Source organism: Ferrovum myxofaciens (assembly GCF_000735045.1).
Taxonomy (GTDB): Bacteria; Pseudomonadota; Gammaproteobacteria; order Burkholderiales; family Ferrovaceae; genus Ferrovum; species Ferrovum myxofaciens.
Window position 1 is genome coordinate 1 of the sequence record NZ_JPOQ01000385.1, and the last position, 441, is coordinate 441.

Annotated in this window: 1 pseudogene; it reads right to left on the bottom strand. The window is 54.2% G+C overall.

Annotated elements, in window-relative coordinates:
- A pseudogene (locus tag IV91_RS0114150) lies at positions 1–291 on the bottom strand (transposase); the annotation flags it as partial.
- Between the last annotated feature and the right edge of the window lie 150 nt (positions 292–441).

Below are 441 nucleotides of genomic sequence, written 5' to 3' on the forward strand. Positions count from 1 at the left end.
CAATTGTTCGACGAACATTCCGGGTGCTCTGACTTTCACGCTCTTGCCATAATTCTTCTGGAAGGCGAGGTAAGACAGGGTTTCGGACTGGATGACATTTCCCAGTCCGAGAATCTGGTTGGCAAGTTCACCATGGGCGCGTTTGCGTTCGGCGGCCAACTTGCGTTCGACTTCCGCATATTCGGTGCGGATTGCTGTATAGCGTTTGCTCGGCGCGAACTTCTGGCCTTTTTTCCATGTGCCGTTCGCGTTAAAACAATGAGGGTTCGTGGCACGTTTAGACCTGTCCATGGCACGTTGCAAGCGGCGGGTTTCTCGGCGTCTTTCAGGGTTTCTGTCGCCTCAACCATCTTAAGCCGCCAACCGAACTTGTCGTTCCGGATTCAATTGGACAGCACCTACAGGCTCCCAGTTACGGGTAGCCCCTGACCAGCGTTGTGG